This window comes from Roseovarius maritimus (assembly GCF_043355895.2).
GTDB classification, from domain to species: domain Bacteria; phylum Pseudomonadota; class Alphaproteobacteria; order Rhodobacterales; family Rhodobacteraceae; genus Roseovarius; species Roseovarius maritimus.
The window spans coordinates 134304-156310 of sequence record NZ_JBHFPF020000003.1 but is presented as its reverse complement, the minus strand read 5'-3'; the positions used below and the strand labels follow the sequence as shown (position 1 = coordinate 156310).

Annotated in this window: 20 protein-coding genes; 9 read left to right on the top strand and 11 right to left on the bottom strand. The window is 64.9% G+C overall.

The window, feature by feature from the left end:
• Positions 1–83: 83 nt before the first annotated feature.
• The gene (locus ACEWPM_RS08070) at positions 84–1487 is read right to left on the bottom strand and encodes a 1-acyl-sn-glycerol-3-phosphate acyltransferase (RefSeq protein WP_393961152.1); all 1404 of its coding nucleotides are present in this window, start codon (positions 1485–1487) and stop codon (positions 84–86) included.
• Between the two features lie 58 nt (positions 1488–1545).
• A complete protein-coding gene (locus tag ACEWPM_RS08065) occupies positions 1546–2340 on the bottom strand; it encodes a bestrophin-like domain (RefSeq protein ID WP_393961151.1) in 795 nt (264 codons plus the stop codon).
• A 246-nt stretch (positions 2341–2586) separates the two neighbouring features.
• Here ACEWPM_RS08065 and ACEWPM_RS08060 point away from each other — a divergent pair, with 246 nt between their 5' ends.
• From ACEWPM_RS08060 to ACEWPM_RS08050, 3 genes are all read left to right on the top strand, one after another.
• Positions 2587–4554 carry a methylmalonyl-CoA mutase family protein gene (locus tag ACEWPM_RS08060; protein ID WP_393961150.1) on the top strand — a complete coding sequence of 656 codons (1968 nt, stop codon included), beginning with the start codon at positions 2587–2589 and terminating at the stop codon, positions 4552–4554.
• Positions 4555–4633: 79 nt separating this feature from the next.
• Positions 4634–5080, top strand: coding sequence for a GNAT family N-acetyltransferase (locus ACEWPM_RS08055; RefSeq protein ID WP_393961149.1), 447 nt, complete (start codon positions 4634–4636; stop codon positions 5078–5080).
• Positions 5081–5221: 141 nt separating this feature from the next.
• The gene (locus ACEWPM_RS08050; protein ID WP_393932795.1) at positions 5222–5668 is read left to right on the top strand and encodes a DUF2244 domain-containing protein; all 447 of its coding nucleotides are present in this window, start codon (positions 5222–5224) and stop codon (positions 5666–5668) included.
• An 85-nt stretch (positions 5669–5753) separates the two neighbouring features.
• Here the strand turns inward: ACEWPM_RS08050 and ACEWPM_RS08045 are convergent, their stop codons facing one another.
• Positions 5754–6221 carry a GatB/YqeY domain-containing protein gene (locus ACEWPM_RS08045; RefSeq protein ID WP_393961148.1) on the bottom strand — a complete coding sequence of 156 codons (468 nt, stop codon included), beginning with the start codon at positions 6219–6221 and terminating at the stop codon, positions 5754–5756.
• 230 nt (positions 6222–6451) lie between these two features.
• On the opposite strand from ACEWPM_RS08045, the gene carA reads away from it, so the two are divergent.
• Complete coding sequence (gene carA, locus ACEWPM_RS08040; RefSeq protein ID WP_393961147.1) at positions 6452–7615, top strand: glutamine-hydrolyzing carbamoyl-phosphate synthase small subunit; 1164 nt, start codon at positions 6452–6454, stop codon at positions 7613–7615.
• Positions 7616–7696: 81 nt separating this feature from the next.
• Positions 7697–9601, top strand: a complete 1905-nt coding sequence (locus ACEWPM_RS08035; protein ID WP_393961146.1) for a glycosyltransferase — start codon at positions 7697–7699, stop codon at positions 9599–9601.
• Between the two features lie 4 nt (positions 9602–9605).
• On the opposite strand, the gene ACEWPM_RS08030 is transcribed toward ACEWPM_RS08035, so the two are convergent.
• Complete coding sequence (locus ACEWPM_RS08030; RefSeq protein ID WP_393961145.1) at positions 9606–10256, bottom strand: GntR family transcriptional regulator; 651 nt, start codon at positions 10254–10256, stop codon at positions 9606–9608.
• 104 nt (positions 10257–10360) lie between these two features.
• Here ACEWPM_RS08030 and ACEWPM_RS08025 point away from each other — a divergent pair, with 104 nt between their 5' ends.
• Together ACEWPM_RS08025 and ACEWPM_RS08020 are read left to right on the top strand one after the other, a co-directional pair.
• Complete coding sequence (locus ACEWPM_RS08025; RefSeq protein WP_393961144.1) at positions 10361–11005, top strand: pyrimidine 5'-nucleotidase; 645 nt, start codon at positions 10361–10363, stop codon at positions 11003–11005.
• 75 nt (positions 11006–11080) lie between these two features.
• Entirely contained in the window at positions 11081–12277 is a 1197-nt protein-coding gene (locus tag ACEWPM_RS08020; protein WP_393961143.1) for a UbiH/UbiF family hydroxylase, read from the top strand.
• On the opposite strand, the gene ACEWPM_RS08015 is transcribed toward ACEWPM_RS08020, so the two are convergent.
• From ACEWPM_RS08015 to ACEWPM_RS08005, 3 genes are all read right to left on the bottom strand, one after another.
• Positions 12278–13405 (bottom strand): aminotransferase class V-fold PLP-dependent enzyme, encoded by a 1128-nt coding sequence (locus ACEWPM_RS08015; RefSeq protein WP_393961142.1) that lies wholly within the window; start codon positions 13403–13405, stop codon positions 12278–12280. It lies immediately after the preceding gene.
• Between the two features lie 72 nt (positions 13406–13477).
• Complete coding sequence (locus ACEWPM_RS08010; protein ID WP_393961141.1) at positions 13478–13933, bottom strand: Lrp/AsnC family transcriptional regulator; 456 nt, start codon at positions 13931–13933, stop codon at positions 13478–13480.
• Complete coding sequence (locus ACEWPM_RS08005; protein WP_393961140.1) at positions 13930–14385, bottom strand: Lrp/AsnC family transcriptional regulator; 456 nt, start codon at positions 14383–14385, stop codon at positions 13930–13932. Before ACEWPM_RS08005 ends, ACEWPM_RS08010 begins: the two co-directional genes overlap by 4 nt.
• 132 nt (positions 14386–14517) lie before the next feature.
• Between ACEWPM_RS08005 and ilvC the strand changes: the two genes are divergently transcribed.
• Together ilvC and ACEWPM_RS07995 are read left to right on the top strand one after the other, a co-directional pair.
• The gene (ilvC, locus tag ACEWPM_RS08000; protein ID WP_393961139.1) at positions 14518–15540 is read left to right on the top strand and encodes a ketol-acid reductoisomerase; all 1023 of its coding nucleotides are present in this window, start codon (positions 14518–14520) and stop codon (positions 15538–15540) included.
• A gap of 73 nt (positions 15541–15613) precedes the next feature.
• A complete protein-coding gene (locus tag ACEWPM_RS07995) occupies positions 15614–16540 on the top strand; it encodes a DMT family transporter (protein WP_393961137.1) in 927 nt (308 codons plus the stop codon).
• Positions 16541–16548: 8 nt separating this feature from the next.
• Here the strand turns inward: ACEWPM_RS07995 and folP are convergent, their stop codons facing one another.
• From folP to ACEWPM_RS07975, 4 genes are all read right to left on the bottom strand, one after another.
• Positions 16549–17556 carry a dihydropteroate synthase gene (folP, locus tag ACEWPM_RS07990; RefSeq protein ID WP_393961136.1) on the bottom strand — a complete coding sequence of 336 codons (1008 nt, stop codon included), beginning with the start codon at positions 17554–17556 and terminating at the stop codon, positions 16549–16551.
• A 4-nt stretch (positions 17557–17560) separates the two neighbouring features.
• Positions 17561–18493, bottom strand: coding sequence for a dihydroneopterin aldolase (locus ACEWPM_RS07985; RefSeq protein WP_393961135.1), 933 nt, complete (start codon positions 18491–18493; stop codon positions 17561–17563).
• A gap of 97 nt (positions 18494–18590) precedes the next feature.
• On the bottom strand, positions 18591–19217 hold the full coding sequence (locus ACEWPM_RS07980; protein ID WP_393961134.1) for a cell wall hydrolase: 627 nt from the start codon (positions 19215–19217) through the stop codon (positions 18591–18593).
• Positions 19218–19388: 171 nt separating this feature from the next.
• Complete coding sequence (locus tag ACEWPM_RS07975) at positions 19389–21965, bottom strand: putative PEP-binding protein (RefSeq protein WP_393961133.1); 2577 nt, start codon at positions 21963–21965, stop codon at positions 19389–19391.
• Positions 21966–22007 lie beyond the last annotated feature (42 nt).

Below are 22007 nucleotides of genomic sequence, written 5' to 3'. Positions count from 1 at the left end.
GCAATGCAGAATCGCGGCGATCTACCTTGGGAATACCGGCCCCTACGCAACAATGCAATGCCGGGGTGTGGTTTTTTGTAACTTTATGACCCCGCAGGCGCAGAAACATCGACTGCAAGCGCAGCATTCAAGGGGCTGTCGCTGCCGGGCAAGAGATGCGCGATCGAGGCGGCGTAAAAGGCCAGAAGGGGCGTTCCGCTCTCGGTCACCGTCCAGCCGCCCGTGCCCTTGCGGATTGCTCCGCGCGCGGCCAGCGCGGCGCAGGCGCGCGCAACCTCTGCGTCGATATCGTCGATCAGCGGCATGTCGGCCCCGCCGATCCGCAATACCTCACGCGCTGCAACGGCCAGCGCCGCCGCATCCATCGGCGCGCGCCGGTGGAGCAATGCGCGCGACACCATCGGCACGCACAGAAGCGGCATCGCCGCCTCGATCCGGTCCATCAGGTCGCGGCCCAGATCCTCCAGCTGCGGCGTCGCGCCATACTCGCTTAGCCGCACGGGCGGGGCAAAGACCACTGCCGCCGTGCCATAGCGGGTGAACCGACCCCGCAACCGCTGCCACATGATGCGAGCGGCCGAGCGGATGACCGCGCGCTTGCTGGCAGCAAACCTGCGATCGCCACGCGCGGCGGCGTCAATCAGGATGCGGTCCTCCAGAACGCGGTCGTAATTGATGGCAACGGGCACAAAGACCACATCACGCCCGCCGGGCTTCCACCCCTCGACCACGTAGGACAGCAGGCCCAGCTTGGCCGGTCTGACGCGACCGTCCAGCGTCAGGCCACCCTCAGGGAAGATTGCCTGCGTCACGCCCCCGGTGGTCGCCATCTGCACATAGCGCGCCAGCACGGTGCGGTAGAGCCCCCCGCGCGACCGCCGACGGATGAAATAAGCGCCCATCGCCTTGATCAGGCGGCTCAGCGGCCAGACGCGCGCCCATTCACCCACGGCATATGACAGCGCCGAGGCCTGGGCGGCCAGTGTCGTGACCAGCACGTAATCCATGTTGCTGCGGTGGTTCATGATGAAGATCAGCGTCGCGTCATGCTCGATCCCGTGGATGATCTCGCTGTTATCCGGGCCGGTTTTTACATCATAGAGCAGATTAGCCAGCCAGTTCGCCACCCGCGTGCCGAAGCTGAAATAGGCAAAGGCGCTGAAGCTTGGGACAATCTCGCGCGCATAGCGGCGGGCCTGCTCGAAGGCGACATCCTCGCGCACGTTGTTGCGCGCGGCATAGTCGACGATGGCCTGTGTCACGTCCGGATCATAGATCAGGCGCAGGATCATGTCGTGGCGTCGGGCCAGCTTGAAGGGCTCGATCGGGCGGTGGAGACGGGTATTCAGCTTGGCCACCGCGCGCTCCAGCCGGCGGCGAAAGAACCAGCGCACGGAGGGAAAGAGGAAATGCGAGGCGAAGGTGACAGCCGCGAAGGCAATCAGCAGCAAGAGGGCCCAGAGGGGCATATCCACCGTCGATGTCACGCGCTCGATCCCCCTGATACCGCGCGCCCCGACCATCAAAGGGCGGGACGCTGCATGTCTATTTCTGTTGCATCCCCGCCAACAAGGCGGACAAGGGACGCTGGTCCACTTCGATCAGGCCGCGCCGGGGGCGGTCAAGATCAATGATCATGAAGACAAGTAGCACGATCAGCGCCAACATCAGATAGACAGGTGTGGCAGGCGCCGTCCCCGCGAGCGCCGAGGAAAACCCGAGCATTGCCCCCGACAGGATGAACGTGCCGAAGAGCATGAAAAGCACGATCTCGGGCACATGCCGCTCGATCGCGGCATCGCGCGCGCCCAGCGCGTCGATCATGTCATTGAGCGAGGCGGCATAGCTGACCGCCGCCGGCCCGCCCGCACTGGCAGCATGGGCCGAGGCCTGCTCCCAAAGCTCGGCAAAGGCACCCTCGGCGTTGGCGACTAGGCGCTTGCGCCGCTGCGTCTGGTCGGCCGGCACTTCGGCGGCATCGAGACGCAGGCGGGTATAGCGGCGCAGATCAGCCTTGGCCTCGGCGCGCAGATCCTCGGGTAGGAAATCGGCACGCAGCCAGGCGGTGCCGATGGCATTCGCCTCGTCCACCACGGCGGACGAGCGTGTGTCATGCCGCGACAGGCCCAGCGAGAAGGTGAAACCCAAAAGCAGCGCCAGAAGGCCCAGCATCGAGCCCTGGACAGCGGTCGTCTGGCTGCGCCCCTCCTCGGACTGGTTGCGGTGGCTGCGCCGCCCGATCATCCAGGCAATCCCCATGGCGACCAGCATCAGCGCCAATAGGCCGAGTGCGATCAGACTGGACGGAATATCATAAAGCACTTCGCGTGGTCCTATCATGGGGATCCCTCGTGGCGCGGATGCCACTGGCATCGCCGGTGTCGTGATGTGCGCGGCTTGTAGGGCAAGAGCGCGCGCCAGACCAGACGCATGACGTCCGGCATCTGTAATCAGATCGGCACCGCGGCGGGGATGCATCGCATGCGCGGCATCGAAATTGCCGCATTGCGGCGAATTGACATCAACTCAATCTTTCGCATAGTTAACCCCAAGCGCAATATTGTTACCAGACCGCGAGGCAAGATCATGTCCAAGCCCACCGCAGACCGTCCGTGGCTGATCCGCACCTATGCAGGTCACTCGACCGCCACCGCGTCAAACGCGCTCTACCGCGCGAACCTGGCCAAGGGTCAGACGGGCCTGTCGGTGGCGTTCGATCTGCCGACGCAGACGGGCTATGACAGCGATCACGTTCTGGCACGGGGCGAGGTCGGCAAGGTCGGCGTGCCGATCTGCCACCTGGGCGACATGCGGCAGCTTTTCGCGGACATTCCGCTGGAGCAGATGAACACGTCCATGACGATCAACGCGACGGCGCCCTGGCTGCTGGCGCTCTACATCGCCGTGGCCGAGGAGCAGGGAGTGGACCCCTCGACCCTGCAAGGCACCGTGCAGAACGACCTGATCAAGGAATATCTGAGCCGCGGCACCTATATCTGCCCGCCGAAACCGTCGCTCAAGATGATCGGGGACGTGGCCGAGTATTGCTACAAGAACGTGCCCAAGTGGAACCCGATGAACGTGTGTTCCTACCACCTGCAAGAGGCCGGCGCGACGCCCGAGCAGGAGCTGTCATTCGCCCTCGCCACAGCCATCGCCGTGCTGGACGAATTGCGCCCCCGCGTGCCCGAGGAGGATTTCCCGGTGCTGGCCGGGCGCATCAGCTTCTTCGTCAATGCCGGCATCCGATTCGTAACCGAGATGTGCAAGATGCGCGCCTTCGTGGACCTCTGGGACGAGATTTTGCAAGACCGTTACGGCGTGAAGGATGCCAAGTTCCGTCGCTTTCGCTACGGCGTGCAGGTCAACAGCCTCGGCCTGACCGAGCAGCAGCCTGAAAACAACGTCTACCGCATCCTGATCGAGATGCTGGCCGTGACCCTCAGCAAAAAGGCGCGCGCCCGCGCCGTGCAACTGCCTGCCTGGAACGAGGCGCTGGGCCTGCCGCGCCCATGGGATCAGCAATGGTCGATGCGTATGCAACAAATCCTGGCCTACGAGACGGATCTGCTGGAATTCGACGACCTCTTCGACGGCAACCCGGCAGTGGACGCACGCGTCGATGCGCTGAAGGACGGTGCGCGGAGCGAGTTGGCCAGCCTGGACAGCATGGGCGGTGCCATCGGGGCCATCGACTACATGAAGGCGCAGCTGGTCGGCAGCAATGCCGCGCGTCTGGGCCGGATCGAGGCGGGCGAAACGACCGTGGTCGGCGTCAACAAGTTTACGACGGGCGAGCCGTCGCCGCTGCAGACCGAGGATGGCGGCATCATGACAGTCGATCCCGCCGTCGAGGCCGAGCAGATCGGCCGCCTGAACGACTGGAAGGCCGCGCGCGACGCCGCCGCCGTCAAGGACGCGCTGGCCGACCTGCGCGCCGCCGCGGCCGAGGGGCGCAATATCATGCCCGCCTCGATCAACGCCGCGCGCGTGGGCGTGACCACCGGTGAATGGGCGCAGCAGATGCGCGCCGTGCACGGCGAATATCGCGGCCCCACCGGCGTCAGCACCAGCCCGTCGAACATGACCGAGGGTCTCGACGACATCCGCGAGGCGGTCGCTTCCGCCTCGGCCAAGCTGGGCTGCCGGCTCAAGTTCCTGGTCGGCAAGCCGGGCCTCGACGGGCATTCCAACGGGGCCGAGCAGATCGCCTTCCGCGCGCGCGATTGTGGCATGGATATCGACTATCGCGGCATCCGCCTCACGCCCGAGGAACTGGTGCGCACAGCAAAGGAGGACGGCGCGCATGTGGTGGGCCTGTCGATCCTGTCGGGCAGTCACATTCCGCTGGTCGAGGACATGATGCAGCGCATGCGCGATGCTGGCCTTGGCGCCGTGCCGGTGATCGTCGGCGGTATCATCCCCGAGGAGGACGCGGCCCGCCTGCGCGCCATGGGCGTCGCACGGGTCTACACGCCCAAGGATTTCGAGCTGAACACCATCATGCGCGACATCGTGGCGCTGGTCGATCCGGGTGCCGTCGCCGCCGAGTGACGGCAGGCAAATAAGGGCTGTCGGCGCGGACGTCATCGGCTAGGCTGACGGCACATGTCGGGAATCAACGAGGCCGCCCATGTCAGATACGCTTACCATCCGCCCCCTCCAATCCTCGGACGAGGCCGAGTGGCGCCGCCTTTGGACCGGGTATCTGCAATATTACGAAACCTCAGTGCCCGAAGAGGTCTATGAGACCACGTTCCGGCGACTTCTGTCCAAAGACCGCCCCAACCAGAACGGCCTTCTGGCGCTCAGGGGCGATCATCCCGTGGGCCTCGTGCATTACATCTATCATCCGCATAACTGGAAGATCGAGGATGTCTGCTACCTGCAGGATCTCTACGCCGATCCTGCGGCGCGCGGCACCGGGGTGGGCCGCAAATTGATCGAGGCGGTCTATGAGGCCGCAGACCGCGACGGACGGCCATCCGTCTATTGGATGACGCAGGATTTCAACGCCAAGGCCCGGCAGCTCTATGACCGGATCGGTGTGCTGACGCCGTTCATAAAATACGCTCGCTAGGCGTGCGGGCCTTGCCGATGGTCAGGGCGGCAAAAGACCGCACAGAGTCCACTTTTCAAACCGCAGCTTCGAGTTATTTTTATAGCCATGCCGTATGAATGGTCCCCACCCGCGATTGGAACCGATACCCGCCGCCTGGATATGTGGCCGCACCGATCCCTGCCCCGGCGCGGCTTTGCCGGTTTCATGCTGGCAACCTGCCTGATGTTCTCGATCCCGCTTTTTGCGCTGGTGGGTACCGTGGTGCTGTGGGGCCTCTTGCCATTCCTGGCCCTGGCCGTCGTGCTGATGTGGTGGGCGCTGGAACGCAGCTATGCGTCCGGACGCATGCATGAAGCGCTGATCATCGACGCGCAGGAGGTGCTGCTGACCCGCACCAATCCGCGCGGTGACGTACAGAAATGGGATTGCAATGCCTATTGGGCACAAGCCCAGATTTATCCCACCGGCGGGCCGGTCGCCAATTACATCACCCTGCGCGGGTCGGGCCGCGAGGTGGAAGTGGGCGCGTTCCTGTCCGAGGATGAACGCAAGGCACTCTTCGCCGAACTGACCGGCGCGCTGAGCCTCGCGCGGGCCAACGCCTAGACGCAGAGGGGCCGGCCCTTTGCCGGGCCGGGTTTTCGTGTATTTTTGGAACGGTGAAAGATGGCGGCCAACGCCCGACCGCGCGTTACTGCGTCATCCGGTCCTTGATGCGCGGGCCCACGGCGCCGAAATCCATCTGGCCGGTATATTTGGCCTTGAGCACGCCCATGATCTTGCCCATGTCACGGATCGAGCTTGCGTCCGTCTCGTCGATGGCGGCCTCGATGGCGGCGGAGATTTCTTCGTCCGAAAGCTGGCGGGGCAGGAATTCGGCGATGATGGCCGCCTCCTGCTGCTCGCGCTCGGCCAGGTCGATGCGGCCCGCCTCCTCATAAGCGCGCACCGATTCCTGTCGCTGCTTGGTCATCTTGCCGAGGATGACCAGCACGTCATCGTCGCCGAGCTGCGTATCCCCGTCATTGGCGCGGGCTGCGATTTCCTGATCCTTGATCGCAGCGTTGATCAGCCGCAGCGTGGCAAGGCGGGGGGCGTCCTTGTCGCGCATCGCCTGCTTGAGGGCGTCGTTGACGCGGTCGCGCAAAGTGTTCTGCATGTCTCAATCCTCTGGCCCCAGCGGCGGATCAATCGTCCGGCGCGGTGTCACAAGCCACGCTACCTATCCAATCACGCCCCTCAAAGCAACCGACCAGCGCCCTGCCGCTACGTCACCTCGCGCCCCTTGGCCCTTGACCCTTTGGGGAGGCACCCTTAGTTTCGCGCAGATTTTGCGCCTGTCAGCCCGAATTGATCCTGCCCCAACAGCCCCCATACCGGAGAGCCGCCATGCCCGATGCGCCCCAGTCCCGCCCTACCGCCTGTCTCGCGCTGGCCGATGGCAGCGTGTTCTACGGGCGCGGCTTTGGCGCCACTGGCGAGGTCGTGGCCGAGCTTTGCTTCAACACCGCAATGACCGGCTACCAGGAGATCATGACCGACCCCAGCTATGCAGGCCAGGTCGTCACCTTCACCTTTCCGCATATCGGCAATACCGGCACCAACGCCGAGGATGACGAGACCGCCGATCCGGTGGCTGCGGGCATGATTGTCAAGTGGGACCCGACCGAACCCAGCAGCTGGCGCAGCACGCAGACGCTGCAGCACTGGCTGGCCCAGCGCGGGCGCATCGCCATGGGCGGCGTCGATACACGCCGCCTCACCCGCGCCATTCGCCAGCAAGGCGCGCCGCATGTCGCGCTGTCGCATGACCCTGAGGGCAATTTCGACGTCGGTGCGCTGGTCGAAAAGGCCCGCGCCTTTGCCGGGCTCGAAGGGCTGGACCTGGCCAAGGACGTGACCTGCGCGCAGTCCTATCGCTGGAACGAAATGCGCTGGGCCTGGCCCGACGGCTATCCGGTGCAGGAGAACGCGCTGCACAAGGTGGTCGCGATAGATTATGGCGCCAAGCGCAACATCCTGCGCTGCCTCGCCAGCGCGGGATGCGACGTGACAGTCCTGCCCGCCACGGCCACCGCCGAGGAGGTGCTGGCGCATGAGCCAGATGGCGTATTCCTGTCGAACGGTCCGGGCGATCCGGCGGCGACGGGCGTCTACGCCGTGCCCGTGATTCAGGAGCTGCTGAATGCCGATCTGCCGATCTTTGGCATCTGCCTTGGCCATCAGATGCTGGCCCTCGCGCTGGGCGGCAAGACCGTCAAGATGAGCCACGGCCATCACGGCGCCAACCACCCGGTCAAGGATTACACGACGGGCAAGGTCGAGATCACGTCGATGAACCACGGTTTTGCCGTCGACGGCCAAAGCCTTCCAAAGGGCGTATCCGAGACGCATGTATCGCTTTTCGACGGGTCGAATTGCGGGATTGCGCTGGAGAATCGCCCGGTGTTTTCGGTGCAGCACCACCCCGAGGCAAGCCCCGGCCCGCAGGACAGCTTTTACCTTTTTGAACGGTTTGCGGCCTCGATGGCCGCCAGAGCGCCCGTTTCCTAAGGATTTTTTCCGCGGCTGTTTACTATCCGTTAACCAGAATGAACGAAACTCTTCGCTACAAGTGAGGGCGAAGGGCATCCTATGGGTATTTCAGAACTGCGAGAGCTGGACACGCAGTCCTGGACATCTGTCAGCCTGCGGCCGGATGCAGGGCGGCCCGCCCCGCTCTGTGCGCTGGGGCACCATCTGGTGCAGGCTGGCACGATTTCGCAATCCGATGCCGACCTGGCCCAGATCGTGCAGGCCAATTGCGACGCGCCAATCGATCGCGTGCTGCGCGCCGAGGGGCTCCTGGATGAAGCGGACGTTCTTCAGGCACAAGCTACGCGCGCGGGCCTGCGGACCGCGACGGCCGCCGAACTGCGCGCTGGCGCCGAACTGCTTGCCGGTATCGACGCGCGCAGCTTGATTCGGCGGGGAGCCGCGCCACTGCGAGGTGCGGATGGTGTTCTGCGCCTCGCGGTGGACCGCCCCGAGGCGGCCGATGCCTTGGGCGATCTGCCGGATGGGCTGCGGCGCCGGGGGCCCGTCATCGCGCCGCGACGCGCCATTCAGGGAGCCATGGCCGACGCGGCGCGTATCGCGCTGACCGCCGCTGCCGAGGCGCGCGCGCCGGCAAGCGAGAGTTGCCGAACCTGGTCTGCGTCACCGGCGCGGCGCGGGGCGCTGGCGATCTTGGCCATCGGATTCTGCATCGCGGCCAGCGTCGTTTATCCGGCGCTCGTCTTTGGCCTTTTCGTGGGCTGGGCTGCACTGACATTGGTCATCTCGGCAGCTTTCAAGCTCAGCTCGTCCTGCGCGCGGGTCATTGCCGGACCGCCTCAGACGATCCAGCCGCCCCTGCCTGCGGCAGCCAAGCTGCCCAAGGTCTCGATCCTTGTGCCGCTCTACCGCGAGACGCGGATCGCGGAGGCGCTCATCAAACGGCTGAGCCGTCTGACCTATCCGAAATGCCTGCTGGACGTCATCCTCGTCTTGGAAGAAACCGATGAAACGACGCGCCATACCGTCCATGGCATAGACCTGCCGCCCTGGATGCGCGCCATCATCGTGCCCGATGGCCAACCACGAACCAAACCGCGCGCGATGAATTACGCGCTGGATTTCTGTGAGGGCGATATCGTCGGTATATTCGACGCCGAGGATGCGCCGGACCCGGACCAGATCACGCAGATCGCCCGCCGCTTTGCCGCTGCACCGCCCGATGTGGTCTGCCTTCAAGGTGTGCTCGACTATTACAACCCGCGTCAGAACTGGCTGGCACGGTGCTTTACCATTGAATACGCAACATGGTTTCGCGTGATGCTGCCCGGCATGGCGCATCTGGGCTTCGCCATCCCGCTGGGCGGCACAACGCTTTATTTCCGACGTGACGTACTGGAGGAGCTGGGCGGGTGGGATGCGCATAACGTGACCGAGGATGCCGATCTGGGCTTTCGCCTCGCCCGGCACGGCTATCGCACCGAAGTGATCGGCACTGTCACCGGGGAGGAGGCGAATTGTCATCCCTGGGCCTGGATCAAGCAGCGGTCGCGCTGGCTCAAGGGTTACATGACAACCTACCTGGTTCACATGCGGCGCCCACTGCTGCTGCACCGGCAACTGGGCGCTTGGAAATTCTGGGGGTTTCAGGCGCATTTCCTGGCTGCGCTCTCTCAATTCCTGCTGGCGCCCTTCCTGTGGTCCTTTTGGCTCGTCCTCTTTGGCCTGCCCCACCCGCTGGACCCGGTGCTGCCGCGCGAGGGATTGCTGATGTTCGGCAAGCTGTTTCTCGCGGTCGAGATCCTGAATATCGGGTTTTACATGCTGGGCGTATCGGGGCGAAAGCACCGTCATCTACTGCCTTGGACGCCGACTATGCATCTCTACACGCCGCTTGGCACCATCGCCGCGATCAAGGCAGTTTACGAGATGATCACCGCCCCGTTCTACTGGGACAAGACCAGCCACGGTCACTCGCTCCAAGGCACGCAAACCGATATCTGACGCCTCAAAGCGTCGATTTGACCTCGCCCGATTCCAGCTTGAGCCGGGTCACGAACGCCTTTGAAATATGCGCTTTGAGCGCATCATGTGCCGTTCGCGAATCGCCCGCCTCGATGGCCGCGACGATGGCATCGTGCTCGGCAATCGCATCCTCGCCCCGCCCCTCCGCCGCCAGCGACGTGGTCGCCATCAGCGCCATCGAGCGATGCACAAGGCCCAGTTGCTGCACGAGAAACCGGTTATGCGAGGCCAGATGGATCTGCTTGTGAAAGCGCCGGTTGGCGCGGGCCATCTTGGCCGGATCGCCGATCAGCGCCCGGTCCTGCTCGACCATGTCGCGCAGCACGGCGACCTCCTCGGGCGTGGCGTGGCGCGCCGCAAGACTGGCGGCCAGCCCTTCCAGCTCGGCGCGCACGACATAGAGTTCGGCGCGCTGATTATGATCCAGCGAAGCGACAATCAGGCTGCGCCCGTCCCGCGTCAGCAGGGATTGCGTCTCCAGCCGCTGCAGCGCCTCGCGGATGGGCGTGCGTGACACGCCGAAACGCTCGGCCAGATCGCTTTCGACCAGGCGGTCGCCGGGGCGGAAATCGCCCATGTCGATCGCCCCCAGAATCAGCGAATAGGCGTCTGTCTGGGGCGGTTTCATGGGCATGGTTCCGGTTCTGGCTGTCATTCGCGCGACGGTAGGCGCGTGCGTCCCTGCAATCAAGCCTCGCCTCCATTGACAGCCCCGCCCGCGCCTCTAGTTTGCCTGCCATGCCGAAACAGGATTTCAGCCATGTCGACGCCTGGGTGTTCGACTTGGACAACACGCTATACTCGCCGCACCTGCGCCTTTTCGACCAGATCGAGGTGCGGATGACGCAATTCGTGATGGACACGCTGGGCGTGGATCATGCCGAGGCCGACCGCCTGCGCGTCGACTATTGGCGCGACCATGGCACGACCCTGGCCGGGCTGATGAACGTGCATGGCATGGCGCCTGAGCAATACCTGATCGACGTGCATGACATCGACATGAGCGTGCTCAGCCCCGATCCCGACCTGCGCGCGCGCATCACCGCCCTGCCGGGGCGCAAGATCATCTTTACCAACGGCAGCGCGCCCTATGCCGAGCGTGTCGCCGAGGCGCGCGGCCTTGGCGGCATTTTCGACGCCATCTACGGGGTCGAGCATGCGGGTTACACCCCCAAGCCTCAGCGCAGCGCCTTCGAGGCGGTCTTTGCCGCCGATGGGCTGACCGCTGCCTCCGCCGCCATGTTCGAGGATGATCCGCGCAACCTGGCGCAGCCGCATGCGATGGGCCTGCGCTGCGTCCTTGTCGCGCCCGATCCTCACGAGGCGCCGCATATCCACCACCATACGGACGATCTGGGCGGGTTTCTGGCGCGGCTGGTCTGACTGCGGCCTCTTGCCGGCTGGCCCCCGCCGTCCTGCGGTTCTATGTAGAGGCAACGGCATCGAAAGGATACGCGCATGGACAAGGTCGACATCCTGATTTCGGGCGGCGGCATCGCGGGCCTGACGGCGGCGGCCGCCTTTGGGGCAGCCGGGTTCAGCGTGCTCTGCGTCGATCCCGCCGCCCCCGTGACCGAGCGCAGCGCCAAGGGCGCCGATATGCGCAGCACGGCCTTCCTGCAACCCGCGCAGCGCCTGCTGGAGGAATGCGGCCTCTGGGATCGCCTCGCCGCCCACGCCATGCCCTTGCAGACGATGCGCATCATCGATGCCGGCGGGGCCGAAGGGGCGCCGCGCCTCACCCGGTCCTTCGATGCCAGCGAAATTTCGGATCAGCCCTTTGGCTGGAACCTGCCAAACTGGCTTCTCCGGCACGAGATGTTGGCCCATGTCGGGGCGGCGAAGAACATCACCTTCCGGCCCGGCATCGGCACCGACGGCCTTCTGACCCGCGATTCTGAGGCGCGCGTGCGCCTGACCGATGGCAGCCACGTCACCGCCCGGCTGGTCGTCGCCGCCGACGGTCGCGGCTCACCCATCCGGCAGGCAGCGGGCATCGACGTGCATACCACGCGCTACGGGCAAAAGGCGCTGGCCTTTGCCGTCACGCACCCCATCCCGCATGGCAATGTCTCGACCGAGATCCACCGCAGCGGCGGCCCTTTCACGCTGGTCCCTCTGCCCGATCACGAGGGCATACCCTCCTCCGCGGTGGTCTGGATGGAGCGCGGAGCCGAAGTGCAGCGCCTCGCCGCGCTGGACGAGGCCGCCTTCAACGAGGCGCTGAACGCGCGCAGCTGCCACATCCTCGGCCCGCTCACGCTGGCCTCGCAGCGCAGCACATGGCCCATCATCAGCCAGATCGCGGATCGCTACAGCGCGCAGCGCGTGGCGCTGATTGCCGAGGCCGCGCATGTCATGCCGCCCATCGGCGCGCAGGGGCTGAATACCTCACTCGCGGACCTGCGCGCCCTGCTGGATCTGGCGCGCAAATCGCCCGATACGCTGGGCGATACCGCCATGCTGGACGCCTATCACCGGGCGCGCCATACCAAGGTGGCGGTCCGCATGAAAGGGATCGACATGCTCAACCGCGCGTCGATGATGGACGCCCAGCCGCTGCGCGACGCACGGGCGATGGGCCTCAACGCGCTCTACGCGCTGGCCCCGGTGCGGCGCACACTGATGCGGCTGGGTCTTGGCGCCAAGGGCTGATCAGAGCACCTTGTCCAACACCGTCTCCAGCCTCTTCAACGCGCCATCGACGTCATAGAGCTTGTCGAGGCCGAAGAGGCCGAGGCGGAAGGTGCGGAACTCCTCGCCCTCTCCCACCTGCAGGGGCACGCCCGCGGCAATCTGCATGCCCGCGGCGGCGAATTTCTTGCCGTTCTGAATATCAGGATCGTCCGTGTAGCTGACCACGACACCCGGCGCGCCGAATCCCTCGGCGGCGACCGATTTCACGCCCCGTTCCTTCAGCATCGCCCGCACACCGTTGCCCAGCGCCCATTGCGCATCGCGCAGCCGGTCAAAGCCGTATTCCTTCGTCTCCAGCATCGTGTCGCGGAAGGCGCGCAGCGCGTCGGTGGGCATGGTGGCGTGATAGGCATGGCCGCCGTTTTCATAAGCTTGCATGATCTGGAACCATTTCTTCAGATCGATCGCGAAGCTGTTCGAGCTTGTCGTCTCCAGCCGCTCCACTGCGCGCGCCGACATCATTACCAACCCGGCAGAGGGCGAGGCAGACCAGCCCTTTTGCGGCGCCGAGATCATCACGTCCACGCCAGTCTTCTTCATGTCGATCCAGGCACAGCCCGATGCGATGCAGTCCAGCACCAGAAGCGCGCCCACGTCATTCGCGGCGTCGGCGAGCGCGGTCACGTAATCATCGGGCAGGATGATCCCCGCCGAGGTTTCCACATGCGGCGCAAAGACGACGTCGGGCTTCGCCTCGCGGATTTTCGCGGTGACTTCCTCGATCGGCGCGGGGGCATAGGGCGCGGTCGCGCCGTTGCCCGTCTGCCGGGCCATGCAGACTGTCTGCTCACCCGCGAACTTGCCCGCGTCGAAGATCTGGCTCCAGCGGTAGGAGAACCAGCCGTTGCGCACGATCAGCACATGCGCATCCGCTCCGAACTGCCGCGCAACCGCTTCCATCCCGTAGCTGCCGCCGCCGGGGATCAACGCGACAGCATCGGCGTTGTAGACGTCTTTCAACATGCCCGAGATGTCGCGCATCACCTGCTGAAAGCTGGCGGACATGTGGTTCAGCGAGCGGTCTGTGAAAACCACCGAATATTCCAGCAGGCCATCGGGATCGACTGTATCGAGAAGGGCGGTCATGGGGCATCTCCTGTAAAGCTGTCCAATTGCTAGCGTGCGCCGCGGCGAAAAGCCAGTGCCCTCGGGCGCCGCTCAGATCGGCCCTGGCCGGCGCTCCTCGCTCAGAAGGACATTCGCTTCGACATCGCCGACGCCCGGCAGAGTCATGATGCGCCGTCGCAAAACACGCTCGAAATCGCTGATATCGCGCGCGACGACCCGCAGGCGATAATCGTAAACGCCCAAGATATGCTCGACACTCTGCACCTCGGGGATGGCCGAAACCGCCCGCTCGAAATCATCGAGGCTAACGCGCCCCTTGGTCGCCAGCTTGACCCCCAGAAACACGCTGACGCCAAAGCCCAGCTTCTCACGGTCGAGGTCCAGCCGCCTCCCCTTGATCACCCCGGTCTCATGCAGGCGTTTGATCCGCCGCCACACCGCCGGCTGCGAGAGGCCCAGCTTGCGCCCGAGTGCCGAGGCGCTCTGCGTGGCGTCCTGCACCAGGTCGCGCAGGATCTGTCGGTCCGTGTCATCCAGCGGGATCACAGCGGCAGCCCTTCATCCGACTTGATCCGCGCCATATGCATCAGCGCCTCGATATCCGTGATATGCGGCAAGGGCAGGATCGCGCTGCGATAGATGTGCTGATAATGCGCCATGTCGCGCGCGATCACATACAGCCGCAGGTCGACCCGGCCCAGAAAGGTCTGGATCTCGATCACTTCCGGCACAAGCCGCGCCGCTGCCGTAAACTCGTCAAAGGCTTCGGGGCGCGTCTTATCGAGCTGCGCGCGCAAGGAAACCTCCACCTCGTAACCGAGCGCTCGCCAGTCGATCACGGCGCGGTTACCGAGGATCACGCCGCTTTCCTCCATCCGCTCCAGCCGCCGCGCACAGGTATTGGCCGTGACCCCCGCAAGATCCGCCAGATCCGAGAGTGCCGCCGAAGGGGCGTGCTGGTAATGCCGCAGGATGCGCCTGTCCGTATCGTCGAGCATGATTTTAACGCTAATGTTTCATCTTAGTTATAAATACTCAAAATTATTATCCCATCAACGTGCTTTTGCATTTCCTCTCGGGCGCATCCCTGTAATTTCAGCCTCAATCACACAACCGAAAGGGATATAATCATGCGCGTTTATTATGACCGCGACTGCGACATCAACCTGATCAAGGACAAGAAGGTGGCCATCCTCGGCTACGGCAGCCAAGGCCACGCCCATGCGCTGAACCTGCGCGACAGTGGCGCCAAGAACCTTGTCGTCGCGCTGCGCGAAGGCTCGAAATCCGCCAAGAAGGCCGAGGGCGAGGGCCTGAAGGTCATGGACATCGCCGAAGCGGCTGCCTGGGCCGATCTGATCATGTTCACCATGCCCGACGAGCTTCAGGCCGAGACCTACAAGAAATACGTGCATGACAACATCCGCGAGGGCGCGGCCATCGCATTCGCCCACGGTCTCAACGTGCATTTCGGCCTGATTGAGCCCAAGGAAGGCATCGACGTCATCATGATGGCGCCCAAGGGTCCCGGTCACACCGTGCGCGGCGAATACGTCAAGGGCGGCGGCGTGCCCTGCCTCGTGGCTGTCGACACCGACGCATCCGGCAAGGCGCTGGAGCTGGGCCTCAGCTATTGCTCCGCTATCGGCGGTGGCCGTTCGGGCATCATCGAAACCAACTTCCGCGAAGAGTGCGAGACCGACCTTTTCGGCGAGCAGGCAGTGCTGTGCGGCGGTCTGGTCGAGTTGATCCGCATGGGTTTCGAGACGCTGGTCGAGGCCGGCTACGCGCCCGAAATGGCCTATTTCGAGTGCCTTCACGAGGTCAAGCTGATCGTCGACCTGATCTATGAGGGCGGCATCGCCAACATGAACTACTCGATCTCGAACACGGCCGAATACGGCGAATATGTCAGCGGCCCGCGCGTCCTGCCCTACGAGCAGACCAAGAAGGAAATGAAGGCGATCCTGCACGACATCCAGTCGGGCAAGTTCGTGCGTGACTTCATGCAGGAAAACGCGGTCGGCCAGCCGTTCTTCAAGGGCACGCGCCGGATGAATGACGAGCACCAGATCGAGGAAGTCGGCAAGAAGCTGCGCGGCATGATGCCGTGGATCTCCGCGGGCAAGTTGGTCGATCAGGACAAGAACTGATCGCGGCGTAATTACCTTTCAAAGGGGGCATCCAAAGGGGTGCCCTCTTTCATATCCGAGCAAGGCATCCGCCATGACACCCATCAGCCCGATCAACTGGGTCCGCCTATTCATATTGGGCGCCATGCTGGGCGCTGCGTTCATGTTCACCAAGCTGGCGCTGGAGGGCGTCGGCCCGCGGCTCGTGGTTGCCTCGCGCCTCGGTCTTGGCGCGGCGCTGCTGCTGGGCATCGCCTACGCGCGTGGCACCGGCCTGCCGCCTCTGCGCGGCAAGGGGGCGGGAATCGTCTGGGCCTTTGCGCTTGGCATGGGCATTTTTACCAACGCCTTGCCGTTCTTCCTGCTCAGCTGGAGCCAGCAATTCGTCGCGTCGGGCTTTGCCGGAGTCTGCATGGCGGTGGTGCCGCTCCTGATCCTGCCGCTGGCGCATTTTCTGGTGCCGGGCGAACGGATGAACCTGCGCCGCCTCATCGGCTTCATGATCGGCACGGCGGGGGTCATCGTGCTGATCGGCCCCTCGGCCTTTGCGGCCACCGGGGCCGAATTCGAGCTGACGGCGCGCATAGGCTGTATCGCGGCCGCGTTCTGCTATGCCATCGGCGCCATTCTCACGCGGCTGTGCCCTGACGTCGACATGATATCCTTGGCGGCCGCGGCGCTGACCATCGGCGCCGTGCTATTTGTGCCTTACGCGCTGGCGGTTGATGGCCTCCCCGACAGCGTGCCCGCCACCAGCCTGCTGGCGCTGCTCTATCTTGGCACACTGCCCACCGGCATGGCGCAACTCTTGCTGGTGAAGGTCATCCGCAGCGCGGGGCCGGTCTTCATGTCCCTCCTGAACTATCAGGTGCCGCTGTGGTCGATGATGCTGGGCATCGCGTTTCTAGGCGAAGAGCTGCCGCCGAATATCTATTGGGCGTTGCTGCTGATCCTCTTTGGCCTCGCGCTCAGCCAGGCAGGGGCGCTGCGGCGTCTGTTCTCAGGCCGCCGCCGGGCCTGAGGCGGGCGTCATGCGCGCCCCGACGTCGCCGCCTGCCACAATGCGATGGCCGAGCGTGTCTCGGCTACGTCATGCGCGCGAATGATCTGCACGCCCTGCGCGATGCCCGCCAGCGCCACGGCGACCGAGCCGGGCATGCGCGCCGCGGCCTCTGGCGCCGCGCCGATGGTCCCAATGAACTTCTTGCGCGACGCGCCCAGAAGGACAGGACAGCCGAGCCCGTGAAAGATGCTGAGACGGCTCAGCAGCGTCAGGTTATGCGCCTGCGTCTTGCCAAAACCGATGCCGGGATCAACGATGATCTGCGCTCGCGGGATGCCTTGTGTTTCCAGCGCGTCGATACGGCCCTCCAGAAAATCATAAACGTCGAGCGTCACATCCTCGTAATGCGGCGCGTCCTGCATCGTCTGCGGATCGCCTTGCGCATGCATCACGCAGACCGGCACGCCCGCCTCGGCGCAATAGGGCGCGAGCGCGGCGTCATACGTAAAACCCGAGACGTCATTGACCAAGCTTGCGCCGGCCCCGATCGCCGCCTGCGCGACGGCGGCCTTGCGCGTGTCAATCGAGATAGGCGTGGGGGTCGCCTGCCGGATGGCGGCGATCACGGGCGCGGTGCGGGCGATCTCATCCTCTTCGGCAACGGGCAAGGATCCGGGCCGGGTCGATTCGCCGCCTACGTCGATGATATGCGCACCCGCGCCAGCCATGGCACGCGCCTGTGTCAGCGCGGCCTCCGGCGCGTCAAACTTGCCCCCGTCCGAGAAGCTGTCGGGCGTCACGTTGAGAATGCCCATCAGGCGCGGCGCGTCAAAGCCGAGGCCCACAATCGGCGCACGCGGGGCGGTCAGCCGCTCAAGAACATTGACGGGAATATCACTGATCGGCACCAGATCGCTACCGGCCCGCGTGATCCGCTCGGCCCGGTCGAACCACGCCCAGCCGCCTGCGAGGGGCTGCGCGCCTTCGGGGCGGCAGGGGTCAAGCTGGGCAATGGGGCGGTAATAGCGGCGCATCGAATCAAAGCCCGGACTCGGCAATATCCTGCACCAGAACGGGCACGCGCGCACCGCCTTCAGGCGGCTCCTCCCCGATCAGGAGCAGGTCCGAGGCGTCCATATGCCCCGCGAACCATGCGGCCAGGGCCACCGGCTTGTCCGGGCCAACTGTGGGGCCGTCGACGGCATCCAGCACGATCTTGGATGGCGCCCAGACGCTGATGCGGCCATTGCGCATGGCCCAGTCCAGCTCGGTCCGCGTATCAACGACGACGCAGCGATCGTCGCGGCCTGCCAGCACCCATGCATTCTGCTCGATCGCCAGAAGATCGACACGGCGCTGGGTCATCCGGTGCCCGGTCTGGGGCGGCATCGCATCGGCGCGGCCCACGCAGAGGATGACCGGCTCGGCCCGCTGCTCAAGCTGGTCGAGCCAGCGTTCGAGATTGGGCGACTTCACTGCGGCATTCGTCAAATAGACGACATGCGGGCGCGGCGCATGGGCGGCGAGGGTGCTGGCGGGCTTGGTCGCCAGGTTATCGACCGAGCGGACGATCTCGACCCCCAGCGCGCCGGGGCCACGATCCAGCTTTTCGATGCGCACGAAGGTGCGCACGGCCTGCGGCTCGGCCAGGATACGCTCGGCCACGTTCTCGGCGAGGGTTTCCAGCAGATTTAGACGCTCTTCGGCCAGCTCGGCGGCGATAGCCTCGGTAACGCGGTCGTAGGAAAGAATGCGATCCACATCATCGTCCAGATCGTCGCCAACGGGGCGCACCTCGACCACGACGTTGAAACAGATGCGCTGGGTGATCCCGCGCTCAAGCTGAAAAGCGCCGATCTCGACCTCGACGATATGATCGCGCAGTGAAATACGGTCCAGCGGGCCATCCGGCGCGGTCGCCATGGCGCGGGCATCGGGATGCCCGAAGGCCAAAGTGGTGTCGTTGGTCATCGCCGGTTCCCTGATCGTCACTCCGGACTGGCGCCGGCACCCGCGCGCCTTAGCACGGCGGCCCCCGGCGCACAAATCAGCAAAGCGGCGCGGGAGGTCAGTTCTGCGACAGACGCGTCGGTTGCCTGTAGAAGTAATGATCGCCGATCTCGGCGGTGCGCGGGAAGACGCGAGCCCAGCGCGGGCTGACAGCATTGGTATGGTAATGCGTCGCGCCCTTGGTCAGGGGCCGCTGCGCGCCATTCGTCATGATGCTGGCAACCTTGCCGACGCGCTCGAACGCTCGCGGCTCGGCGATGACCTCGGCATGGCCATCGCAGGTATAGGTAAACTGACAGGCGTATTTCGCGCCGGTGCCCTGATTGATCACACCGCAGATCGTGTTGGGATAGCGCGGGCTATCGACGCGGTTCAGGATCACTTCGGCCACGGCGAACTGGCCTTTCACGGTCTCGCCGCGGGCCTCGAAATAGAGCGCCTCGGAGAGGCACTGCCATTCGGCGTCGCCCTTGGCGGGCTTTTGTGCATCCAGCCACTCGCGCGTGTAACCGGCGGTGGCGACGGGCGCCTTGAGGTAGCTTGCGACACGGGCCTGGCTCATCGCGGAGAGACCGCGGCGTTCTTGGCCCAGAAGCTTGTTGATGGCGGTATCAGCGCCGGCGGGAATGGCCGCGACCAGCGAAAACATGGCAGCGGCAATGGCAAAGCAAAAACGATGCGTCATAAAACACCTGCAGACAGCGAGGGGCGCAGCCCCCCAGGATCGCGGTGAGATATAGTTTTTGGTCGCAATCGTCCAGCCCATGCCGATTTTCGACAAATTCACGCCGTTTTCAGACTCCGCGGAACGGAGGCGCGCCCGCCTGAAAAACGCTTCATATGGTAGGGTTTGGCGTCAGGCCGCGCCGATCTTGTCCCGCACGGCCAGCTGTGCGGCAGCTAGCCGCGCCACCGGCACACGGAAGGGCGAGCAGGACACATAATCGAATCCCGCCGCCCGGCAGAAGGCAATCGATTCGGGGTTGCCGCCATGCTCGCCGCAGATCGACAGGGTCAGATTCGGATTCGCTTCGCGCGCCCGCTCGGCCCCGATGCTGAGCAGCTCGGCCACCCCATCGAGATCAAGCGTGTGGAACGGATCCTCGGGATAAACGCCCAGCTGCACATATTCCGACATGAAACGCCCGGCATCGTCGCGGCTGAGGCCGTAGGTCATCTGCGTCAGGTCATTGGTGCCGAAGCTGAGGAACGAAACCTGCGGCGCGATATCGCCGGCGCGCAGGGCCGCGCGGGGCGTCTCGACCATGACGCCGAGGCGATAGGCGAAATCGTGGCCCGTCTCGCTGCGCACGGCGGCGGCGATGGCATCAATGCGCCCCTTGACCAGCTCGACCTCGCGGCTGGCCGAAACCAGCGGGATCATGATCTCGGGCACGATTTCAACGCCCTCGCTGGCCACCTTCAGCGTCGCCTCGAATATGGCGCGGACCTGCATCTCGTAAATCTCGGGCACCGTGATGCCCAAACGCACACCCCGCATACCCAGCATGGGGTTGTATTCGGCCAGCGCCTCGACCCGGCGGGTCACCTTGGAAAGGGGCAGGTCCAGCGCCTCGGCCAGTTCCCGGTGGCCCGCCCGGTCGCTGGGCAGAAATTCATGCAGAGGCGGATCAAAGAGCCGAATGCAGACAGGCTGGCCCTGCATGATGCGGAAAAGGTCAGCGAAATCGTCGCGCTGCATGGGCAAAAGGCGTTCCAGCGCGGCAGCGCGGTCGGCGCTGGTGCTGGCAAAGATCATCTCGCGCATGACGCGCAGGCGCGCCTCTTCGAAGAACATATGCTCGGTGCGGCACAGGCCGATGCCCTGAGCATGGAAATTATGCGCCATCTTGGCGTCCATCGGCGTGTCGGCATTGGCCCGCACGGCGATATCCCGCACATCGTCGGCCCAATCCATCAGCACCTGAAAACTGTCGTCATGCCCCGCATCCAAGAGGGGCGCGCGGCCGAACAGGACCTCGCCATTGGTGCCGTCGATAGTCACCTCATCGCCCTCTTTCAGCACGCGGCCATCCGGTGCGGTCAGCTTGCGGCCCGCCGTGTGGAACCGGATCGACGACGCGCCCACGACACAAGGCAGGCCAATCCCCCGCCCGATCACGGCGGCGTGGCTAGTCATCCCGCCCCGCTCGGTCAGAATGGCAACGGCGGCGTGCATGCCGCGAATATCCTCTGATGTCGTCTCGCGCCGGACCAGAACGGTTGCCTCCCCGCGTGCGGCGGCGGCCTGCGACGCCTCGGCGGTAAAGACGATCCTGCCCGTCGCAGCGCCGGGGCTGGCGGCGACACCGCGTGCCAGAACGTCGCGCTTGGCCTCGGGATCGACCTGCCGATGCAGTAGCTCGTTGAGGGCACGCGGCTCGATCCGCATCAGTGCTTCTTCGCGCGCGATGATCCCATCCTCGGCCATCGCCACCGCAATGCTGACCGCCGCGCGGGCGTTGCGCGCCACGCGCACGCCATCCAAGAGGTGCAGCTTGCCGTTCTCGATGGTGAACTCGGCCTGCATTTCCTCGCGCAGCTTTTCGCGCATCAGCGACAGGTGAGATTTCAGCTGTGCAAAGGCCTCGGGCGCCAATTCCTCCAGCGATGGCCCGCGCGGGTCGCGCTCCAGATAAAGCGCCTCCTTGCCGCCACTCAGCGCGTCGCGCCCCTGGCTCTGGCTCAGGTAGCGGCCCGTAATCTGCCGTGCACCTGTCGCAGAGTTGACCAACTGCATGACGCCGCTGCCGCACTCACCGCGGCCCAGCCCGATGGCCATTTCCTGCACGACAAGGCCCAGTCCCGCATCGGCAGGCGCGCCCTTGGCCTGACGCAAGAGCCGCGCGGTGGTCCCGTCCCACGCCCGCGCCATCGAGCGCAGCACCTCGGCCAGTTGCACGGCGGGATCCTGGGGAAACGCTTCTTCGACCTCGTCCTCGTAGACGCGCAGCGCAAAAGCCAGCGCGTCATCAGGGTTCTCGGGCATGTCGTCCAGCATGTCGGGGTCCAGCCGCGCGACATGGATCGCGTAGCTTTCGACAAAGCGCAGGTAGAGCCGGGTGGCGGCCTCGGACCCGATCCGTTCGGCCAGACAGCTTTGCATGGCGCCGGACATGCCGATATTCAGCACTGCACGCGGTCCGCCCCAATCGCTATCCTCGGACGAAGGGCGTACGCATAGCAGCGCCTCCTTGCTCAGGTGGGACAGAAGTGTGCGGATATCTGGCATGTCGCCCGATGCAATCCGCCGCACCGCGTCAAACGATAGCGCAACCGTCGGCGGCACCGGCAGATCCAACCGCGCAAGGCGCTGCAGGCATTTCGCCCGCCCACCATGCGTATCGGCTCTGATGCGCGCATCGGGCGTGATCAGCGTGATGTCGGTATCGGCTTGCTGCACTGCGGCGTCCTTGCTGTGTCGGTGCAGCATAGGCGGGATCACGCGCAAGGCAAGGGAAACTCTGGCCCGAGC